We start from the raw sequence: 8457 nt of genomic DNA, 5'->3' as shown, positions 1-8457 counted from the left end.
CTGGCGTGCATGGGGACCGACACAAAGGGTAAGCAGGAGGTCGACGCGCGACTGCTGGCCAATGCAACTGTGTTCACGGACGAAATCGCGCAGGCGGTGACGATCGGAGAGACCCAGCACGCCGTTGCCGAGGGGCTGGTGGACGCCAGCGCCATTATCGAGATCGGTGCCGTCATCAATGGGGATCATCCCGGGCGCGTCAGCGCAGATGAGATTACCCTTTTCGACGCAACCGGCGTTGCGTTGCAGGATCTTGCCGTGGCGTCAGTTGCCGTCGAGCGGGCGGTTGCCACAGGCGTGGCCACCACGGTCGACTTCTAAGTCTATCCTATGTACGACAGGGAGATGGGAAGGGCAGACGGGCTGCAGCCGAACTTTAACCTCTGCCGAAAGGTGTTTGGCGCTTTCGTTCGGAAATTGGCCTGAGGCGGTGAATTTCAGCCCATGCGGAGCGCACCGGGTCACCACCTAGCATGATGGCATTTGAAATCAGATCGCAAGACCAGCAGCTGTACTACGTTGCCGGTGTTTGGACCCAGCCTGTCATGTTTGTCCGTCAGTCAGGGGTGGAAAGGACGTTCAATTTCGACGGCGGGGGTGCAGTCGCAGCACAACGCCCGAATTTCAATGGCTCGCGTCCGCGGCAGTTGGCCATATCGTGTGCGTCGGTGAGCGCAGCTGCCAAGGGTTCTAGGGTGGTCAGCATTTGCTGAAGGCGTCCGATGCCCGAGATGAGAGCTACGGTCGAAACTCGACACCCACGGGCATTCCAGATCTGTACCAGCATGCACCGACCGAACAACGTACCCCCAATACAACCCACCCAACCCGCCGGAGCCCGCAATGTCGGATTTGACGCTCGCCACTGCCAATACCATCGTCACTGCAGCGTTAAGCAAGGCCACTGCGGCCGGAATGCTGCCCTTGACGATCGCCATTCTCGACGCAGGCGGCCACTTGAAGGTGTTTCAAAAGCAGGACGGTGCGTCGATGCTGCGTTACGAGATTGCAGCGGGCAAGGCTTATGGCGCGCTCGCGGTCGGGATGGGTTCGCGCTGGCTTGACCAAGTAGCTAGGGAAAGACCGCATTTCATCGAGGGCCTCAACGCTGTCTCAGGCGGTCGCATCGTTCCAGTTCCCGGTGGCGTACTCATCCGCAATGAGCAAGGCAAGCTCTTGGGTGCCGTGGGCATTACAGGTGACACGTCGGACAATGATGAACTTGCCGCCATGTCTGGTATCGAAGCTGCAGGGCTTAGACCTCAGGCCGGATAGTGCGTGCTGGCGGAGTCGACAACGTTGATCCGCCAAATGCCTTGTCGAAATATTGTTCGGTAGTCGTCCTGCTCAGTGTGCCTCCCGCTTGTCGTCATTCCCTGGTCGCAGCGCAAAGGTTTCGTTGGACCTTGCAGCCCTTGGCCTTTTTGCGTCCGAACCTAGGTTTCAGGGCAGCATGTCTTTGCCCTATGGCTATGTGTCGGAGAGAAATCAGTCGCGCCAGGACGGTGTTCGAAGTGACCAGCTCCTGTGGCTCTTCTGTCTTGCCAAGACGTGATCAGTTCGCAATTGCGATAGCGTGGTTGGCCGCCGCATGCTGCGCTCGCTGGTGCTGCCCTTTCAAAGGTTCGGCTCGGAACGATCATCGCAAACAGCCGGATCAGAAATGGCGAGGCTAGTTTGGTACGCGAACAGCAAGCCTACGAAAAAGCCCCGGATCGCTCCGGGGCTTTCGCTTATCTGCAATTCTTGCAGGCGTCAGGCCGCCGCGCGCGTCCGTGACGTGTCAACGCCATATTCCAGCGACGAATCCACGATGGTGTGCCACAGGCTGTCGGCAAAGCTGGTGAAAACCAGCATGCTATAGACCGGATGGCCGTCGGCGCCATTCGCCTCACGGTAAAAATTGACCGCCGTGTGGTCGACCGCCGTATTTGCCGCAGCGCCGACCGGAAAGGCAGCGTCGTGCAAATCGAGCGACGAGAACTTGGCGATCGCATCGCGGCCGCGCGGCCCGGAAACCCGGATCAGGCAGCGGCCGTCCGACTGGTCGGAAAGCGAGGCCGAGCCGGAGAACGCCTGGCTCATGGCATCGATCTGCGAGCTCTCGTCCGTCCGTGGTGCCAGGACGGTGAACTGGTCGGGTCCCGACCAAACGAGCGTCGCGGTCTTGCCTGCGACGGCCTTCGGCGTGCTCGGCGCATCGACGCCGAACAGCTTCTTTGCCGCCTTGGCGGTGTCGGCAGCCTTGCCGCGCCGGGCCATGACCTGGACCAGCACGAGGTCGCGCACCTCGACAAGCGTCACGCCTGCCTGGGCACCGGCCACGCCATGGCGGCCGGCGACGAGCGCCTTCTGGAGCGGCGATTGGGTGTTCCAGGAAAAATCAGCCACGCTGGCGCACTCCTTCGGGATCGTAGAAGACTGGGCTGCAGATCTCGGCTTCATAGTCCTCGCTCCGCAGCGGATCGTGGATGCGGACGATCTCGCCGATGCGTTCGCGGCCGCGCTCGACCAGGCCGAGGCCGATCCACTGTTCCATCATCGGCGAGTAGCAGACCGACGTGACGTAACCCTGGTCGGTCGCCGGACCCGGGATGCCGCCCTTGGGGATGACATGCGCACCGGAGCGCAGGCGGCGTGCACGGTCGAGCGGCTTGATACCGACGACGACCTGGCGGTCGGTTGCGGTCAGCGCCTCGCGGCCGGCCATGACTCGGCCGATGAAGTCCTTCTTCTTCGACATCATCTTGCCGAGGCCGAGGTCGTCAGCCGTCGTCATGCCATTGAGTTCGGGACCGGCAACGTGGCCCTTCTCGATGCGCATGACGCCAAGCGCCTCGGTGCCGTAAGGCGTCACGCCATAAGGCTTTCCGGCGATCATCAGATTCTCGGCCATCGCCGCGCCGTAGCGCGCCGGCACCGAGATTTCGAAGGCGATTTCACCCGAGAACGAGATGCGGAACAGGCGGGCGGTGACTCCGCCGCGCAGCTTGACCTCGCGGGCACCCATGAAGGGGAAGCCTTCGTTGCTCATGTCTTCCGACGGATCGACCAGCGCCTGCAAGAGCTTGCGGGTATTTGGACCTGCGATCGAGAACTGGGCCCACTGGTCGGACGCAGACGACAGTTGCACGTCGAGTTCGGGCCAGAGCACCTGGCGGCAGAATTCGAGATGCGCCATGACCGGTCCGGCCTTGGCCGTGGTCGTGGTCAGGAAGTAGTGGTCTTCGGCAAGACGCGACGTCGTGCCGTCGTCCATGACGATGCCATCCTCGCGCAGCATCAGGCCGTAGCGGGCCTTGCCGACGCCGAGAGACGAGAAGGCATTGATGTAGACGCGATCCAGGAACGTGCCTGCATCGGCGCCGCGCACGTCGACCTTGCCCAGGGTGGAGACGTCGCAGAAGCCGACGCCGTTGCGCACGGCGAGCACTTCGCGGGTGACCGATTCAATCCAGTCCTTCTCGCCCGGCTGCGGGTACCACTGGGCACGCTTCCACAGACCGGTGTCAACGAACACCGCACCGCGGGCCGCAGCCCAGTGATGCGAGGGCGTCAGGCGCCAGGCGTGGAAACTCTCGTCGCGGTGATGGCCGGCGAGCGCGCCGATCGCCACCGGTGCATATGGCGGACGATAGATCGTCGTGCCGGTCTGCGAGATGGTGCGGCCGGTGGCATCGGCCATGATGGCAAGGCCGGTGATGTTGGAGGTCTTGCCCTGGTCGGTCGCCATGCCAAGCGTCGTGTAGCGCTTGAGATGTTCGACACTCTCGAAGCCTTCGCGCTGGGCCAGCGTCACGTCGGATGCGGTGACGTCGTGCTGGAAGTCGACGAACGCCTTGCCCTTGGCCTTGACCTGCCAGAGCGGCGAGATCGCGTAAACCTCGTCGCCCGCTTCCGAGGCTTCGCCGGCATTGCCCGATGCGCCGCAATCGGCGGCCGCGGCCGCACCGGCGGCATGACCGTCGCGCAGGCACGCACCAAGCGAGAATTCGCCATTGGCAGCGCCCGCCATGACCATGCCCGTCGGGCAGTCGCCCGGCACGAACGCCGCGATGTCGTCACGCCACACCGGCTTGCCGCGATGGAAGCAGGACAGGCCCACATTGGGGTTCCAGCCGCCGGACACCGCCAGGCAGTCGGCATCGATCTGCTGCTTCCTGCCATCTGCGGCAGTCACCACCACGCCGCGCACGCCATCGACGCCGCCCTTGACGTCGGTCACGCCGCCGGCCAGCACGCGCAGGTCGGAGAGTTCGGCCAGTGCCTGGTATTCCGCCGGCACCTTGCCGCGCGGGTCGATGACTGCTGCGATGTCGCCGCCGGCCTGCTGGATCGCCTCGACCGTGCGCCAGCCGTCGTCATTGTTGGTGAACAGCGCGACGCGCTTGCCGGGCATCGCCGCGAAGCGATGGACGTAGGTGCGCACGGCGGAAGCCATCATCACGCCCGGACGGTCGTTGCCCGGGAAGGCGATCGGCCGCTCGATGGCACCGGCAGTGACCACCGAGCGCTTGGCGACGATGCGCCAAATCCGCTGGCGGACCTGATGCGGACCCGGAACGGGGATGTGATCGCTGACGCGCTCGAGCGCGGCATGGACGCCGCCGTCATAGACGCCAAACAGCGCCGTGCGGGTCATGATGCGAACGTTGGCCATCCCATCGAGTTCGCCGGTCGCACGCCGCACCCACTCCTCGGCATGCATGCCGTCGATCTCGCCGCCGTCGCTGAGCAGGCGGCCGCCGAGACGATTGTCTTCTTCGACCAGGATGACGCGCGAACCGGCTCGGCCAGCGGCCAGTGCCGCCGAAAGACCGGTGGGGCCGGCACCAACGACGAGCACGTCGCAATGCGCCCAGGCCTTGTCGTAGTGGTCGGGATCCGGCAGTTCCGCACTCTTGCCGAGACCGGCTGCGCGGCGGATGATCGGCTCGTAGATCGCTTCCCAGAACTTCGCCGGCCACATGAAGGTTTTGTAGTAGAAGCCTGCGACAAAGATCGGCGAGAACAGCTGGTTGATCGACATGACGTCGCGACGCAGCGATGGCCAGCGGTTCTGGCTCTGGGCGATCAGCCCGTCATAGAGTTCCTGTGTGGTGGCGCGGGTGTTCGGCTCCTTGCGGGCACCGGTGCGCATCTCGACCAGCGCGCTCGGCTCTTCCGAACCAGCGGTGATGATGCCGCGCGGGCGGTGGTACTTGAACGATCGGGCGACCAGCTTGACGCCGTTGGCGACGAGCGCCGAGGCGAGCGTATCACCAGCAAAGCCCGTCATGGTCTTGCCGTCGAAGGAGAACTGAAGCGGCGCCTGGCGATCGATCAGACCGCCGCTGCGCAGCCGATGCGACTGGCTGGCGGATGCAGCCTGGCTGCGTGCGCTGGTGCTGCCTTCGGCAGCGGCCGTCCTGCCGAGCGGTTCGGATCCGGAATAGCCCGACATCTTTATTCTCCTGCCTGCACCGGCTTCGACGCGCCCACACCGGGGGCTGCCGTCACCGATCTGAATTCATGCGTCACGGTGTTGCGCTCGGCGATCAGCCAGGAGCGGCAGCCACCGCCGTGATACCAGTACTCGCGCATGAAGCCGGCTACGTTGTCGCGCAGATAAACATAGTCGTAGAAGGCGTCTTCGACGCGCTCGGGGCTTTCCCCGCTATCGACTGCGAAGTTGGGCCGCTTGGGCGAGGCGTCGCCGAGATAGGTGAACTCGCCGTTCTCGCGTTCGCCGCAGAAAGGACATGCAATACGCATTCCGCCAGTCTCGCTTTCAGTGCAGGTTGGGTTGGGCGCCTTGGCCCTTTTCGTCGATCATCGCGCCGCGGCGGAACCGGTCGAGCCGGAAGCGCGCCGCTTCGGGGTGCGGTTCGTCGCGCGCCAGCAGATGGGCAAAGACGAGACCGGATGCCGGTGTCGCCTTGAAGCCGCCATAGCACCAGCCGGCGTTGAGATAGAGGCCGTCGACGGGCGTCTTGTCGATGATCGGCGTACCGTCCATCGACATGTCCATGATGCCGCCCCACTGGCGCAGCATGCGGACGCGGCCGATCATCGGCATGACCGCCATGCCGCCTTCGCAGACGTCTTCCACCACCGGCATGTTGCCGCGCTGGGCGTAGGAATTGTAGCCGTCGAGGTCGCCGCCGAAAACGAGGCCGCCCTTGTCGGACTGGCTGATGTAGAAGTGGCCCGCGCCGAAGGTTACGACACCGGGAATGAGCGGCTTGATCGCCTCGGTGACGAAGGCCTGGAGCACGTGGCTTTCGATCGGCAACTTCATGCCGGCCATGGCGGCCACTTTCGACGTGCTGCCGGCAACCGCCATGCCGACCTTGCCGGCGCTGATCTTGCCGCGCGACGTCTCGACGCCGGTGACCTTGCCGTTCTGGTCGCGGACGAAGCCGGTGACTTCGCAATTCTGGATGATGTCGACACCGCGCTGGTCGGCGGCACGGGCATAGCCCCAGACCACGGCATCGTGGCGGGCAGTGCCGCCGCGGCGCTGCAGCAGGCCGCCCATGATCGGGAAGCGCGGGCTGTCATAGTTCAGGAACGGCAGTTCCTTGCGGATCTGCACCGCGTCGAGCAGTTCGGCATCGATACCGTTGATGCGCATGGTGTTGCCACGGCGGGCGAAGGCGTCGCGCTGGGCGTCGGAGTGATAGAGATTGATGATGCCGCGCTGGCTGACCATCGCGTTGTAGTTGAGGTCCTGCTCCATGCGCTCCCACAGCTTCATCGAAAGCTCGTAGAAGCCGGTATTGCCGGGAAGGCCGTAGTTGGAGCGGATGATGGTGGTGTTGCGGCCGGCATTGCCGGAACCGATCCAGCCCTTTTCCAGCACCGCGACATTGCGGATGCCGTACTCGTTGGCGAGGAAATAGGCCGTGGCCAGGCCGTGGCCGCCACCGCCGATGATGATCACATCGTAGTGGCTCTTGGGTGCCGGATCGCGCCAGGCCCGGGTCCAGCCTTGATGGCCGGACAAAGCTGCCTTGGCGAGTGAGAAGATCGAATATTTCATCGCATGTGTTCCGGCGAAATGTGAGGTGTGCCCGAGGCCGCGCCCGATCTGGATGATCGGGCGCTGAGCCTGTTCGTATGCCTCAGACGTCCAGCGTGTGGTCGCGCTCCCACTGGGTGAAGTGCGACGCGTAGGAGTTCCACTCCTGAGTCTTGAGCTTGATGAAGGCGGCGGAGAACTCCTCGCCCATCGCAGCTTTCAGTTCGCTGTCTTCGTCGTAGGCGCGCAGCGCATCAAGCAGGTTGAGCGGCAGCTTGGCGCCATGCGTGACGGTGTGGCCTTCACGGTACATGTCGACATCGCTGCGCGGGCCGGGATCGGCCTTGGAGCGAATGCCGCTGAGGCCGGCAGCGATGATGATCGCCTGCATCAAGTACGGGTTGGCAGCGCCGTCCGGCAGGCGCAGTTCGAAGCGGCCGGGGCCGGGCACGCGCACCATGTGGGTGCGGTTGTTGCCGGTCCAGGTCACCGTGTTCGGCGCCCAGGTCGCACCCGAAAGCGTGCGCGGTGCGTTGATGCGCTTGTAGGAGTTCACGGTCGGATTGCAGATCGCTGCCAGTGCCGAGGCGTGCTTCATAATGCCGCCGAGGAAGTGACGGCCCTTCTCCGAAAGCCCCAGCTCCATGTTCTTGTCGGCAAAGGCGTTGCTCTTGCCGGTCAGATCCCAAACCGAGATGTGGGCATGGCAACCGCTGCCGGTGAGGCCGGGGAAAGGCTTCGGCATGAAGGTCGCGCGCAGGCCGTGCTTTTCGGCGATCGAGCGGACCATGAACTTGAAGAACGAGTGCTTGTCTGCGGTCTGCAGGACGTCGTCGTACTCCCAGTTCATCTCGAACTGGCCGTTCGCGTCCTCATGGTCGTTCTGGTAGGGCTTCCAGCCGAGATCGAGCATCGCGTCGCAGATTTCGGCGATGACATCGAAGCGGCGCATCACGGCCTGCTGGTCGTAGCAGGACTTGGCGGCCGTATCGTACTCGTCGGCAATCTGGTTGCCGTCCGGCGTGGTCAGGAAGAATTCCGGCTCGACGCCGGTCTTGACGCGCATGCCTTCCTTGGCGGCTTCGGCGACTAGGCGCTTCAGCGTGTTGCGCGGCGCCTGGGCCACACCCTTGCCTTCCATCAGGCAGTCGGATGCGAGCCAGGCAACTTCCGGGCGCCAGGGCAACTGGATGACCGAGATCGGATCCGGCACAGCCAGCATGTCGGGGTGCGCCGGGGTCAGGTCCAGCCAAGTCGCGAAGCCGGCAAAGCCGGCTCCGTCCTTCTGCATGTCCGATATAGCCTGCGCAGGCACCAGCTTGGCGCGCTGACCTCCGAAGAGGTCGGTATACGAGACCATGAAGTACTTGATATTGCGAGTCCTTGCGAACTCTTTGAGATCAGTCACCTCTGACTGATCGATTTTGGCTTCGAAGGCCGTACCCATGTGAATT

The 8457-nt window shown here is 63.9% G+C and carries 6 protein-coding genes and 1 pseudogene; 2 read left to right on the top strand and 5 right to left on the bottom strand.

Annotated features, from left to right (window positions below; all coding sequences use genetic code 11):
* Window positions 1-321, top strand: a pseudogene (locus ASC75_RS13570) (ornithine cyclodeaminase family protein); the annotation flags it as partial.
* Between the two features lie 522 nt (window positions 322-843).
* Window positions 844-1275: a heme-binding protein gene (locus ASC75_RS13565; RefSeq protein ID WP_055976103.1), complete on the top strand. Its 432-nt coding sequence runs from the start codon at window positions 844-846 to the stop codon at window positions 1273-1275.
* A 480-nt stretch (window positions 1276-1755) separates the two neighbouring features.
* Here the strand turns inward: ASC75_RS13565 and ASC75_RS13560 are convergent, their stop codons facing one another.
* The 5 genes from ASC75_RS13560 to glnT all read right to left on the bottom strand — a co-directional run bounded on the left by ASC75_RS13560 (window position 1756) and on the right by glnT (window position 8450).
* Window positions 1756-2391, bottom strand: coding sequence for a sarcosine oxidase subunit gamma family protein (locus ASC75_RS13560; RefSeq protein ID WP_055976100.1), 636 nt, complete (start codon window positions 2389-2391; stop codon window positions 1756-1758).
* Window positions 2384-5443 carry a sarcosine oxidase subunit alpha family protein gene (locus tag ASC75_RS13555; protein ID WP_244487838.1) on the bottom strand — a complete coding sequence of 1020 codons (3060 nt, stop codon included), beginning with the start codon at window positions 5441-5443 and terminating at the stop codon, window positions 2384-2386. The genes ASC75_RS13560 and ASC75_RS13555 overlap by 8 nt, the downstream gene beginning before the upstream one ends.
* A 2-nt stretch (window positions 5444-5445) precedes the next feature.
* A complete protein-coding gene (locus ASC75_RS13550; RefSeq protein WP_055976098.1) occupies window positions 5446-5754 on the bottom strand; it encodes a sarcosine oxidase subunit delta in 309 nt (102 codons plus the stop codon).
* Between the two features lie 16 nt (window positions 5755-5770).
* Window positions 5771-7024 carry a sarcosine oxidase subunit beta family protein gene (locus ASC75_RS13545; RefSeq protein ID WP_055976094.1) on the bottom strand — a complete coding sequence of 418 codons (1254 nt, stop codon included), beginning with the start codon at window positions 7022-7024 and terminating at the stop codon, window positions 5771-5773.
* A gap of 82 nt (window positions 7025-7106) precedes the next feature.
* Complete coding sequence (gene glnT, locus ASC75_RS13540) at window positions 7107-8450, bottom strand: type III glutamate--ammonia ligase (protein ID WP_055976091.1); 1344 nt, start codon at window positions 8448-8450, stop codon at window positions 7107-7109.
* Window positions 8451-8457 lie beyond the last annotated feature (7 nt).

The organism is Aminobacter sp. DSM 101952, assembly GCF_001424795.1.
Lineage (GTDB): Bacteria > Pseudomonadota > Alphaproteobacteria > Rhizobiales > Rhizobiaceae > Aminobacter > Aminobacter aganoensis.
This window is presented reverse-complemented; position numbering and strand designations above follow the sequence as displayed.

Excerpts from the sequence above, each read along its gene's own strand:
- glnT (WP_055976091.1), bottom strand. The coding sequence starts at position 8,450 with ATGGGTACGGCCTTCGAAGCCAAAATCGATCAGTCAGAGGTGACTGAT.
- ASC75_RS13565 (WP_055976103.1), top strand. The coding sequence starts at position 844 with ATGTCGGATTTGACGCTCGCCACTGCCAATACCATCGTCACTGCAGCG.
- ASC75_RS13550 (WP_055976098.1), bottom strand. The coding sequence starts at position 5,754 with ATGCGTATTGCATGTCCTTTCTGCGGCGAACGCGAGAACGGCGAGTTC.
- ASC75_RS13555 (WP_244487838.1), bottom strand. The coding sequence starts at position 5,443 with ATGTCGGGCTATTCCGGATCCGAACCGCTCGGCAGGACGGCCGCTGCC.
- ASC75_RS13545 (WP_055976094.1), bottom strand. The coding sequence starts at position 7,024 with ATGAAATATTCGATCTTCTCACTCGCCAAGGCAGCTTTGTCCGGCCAT.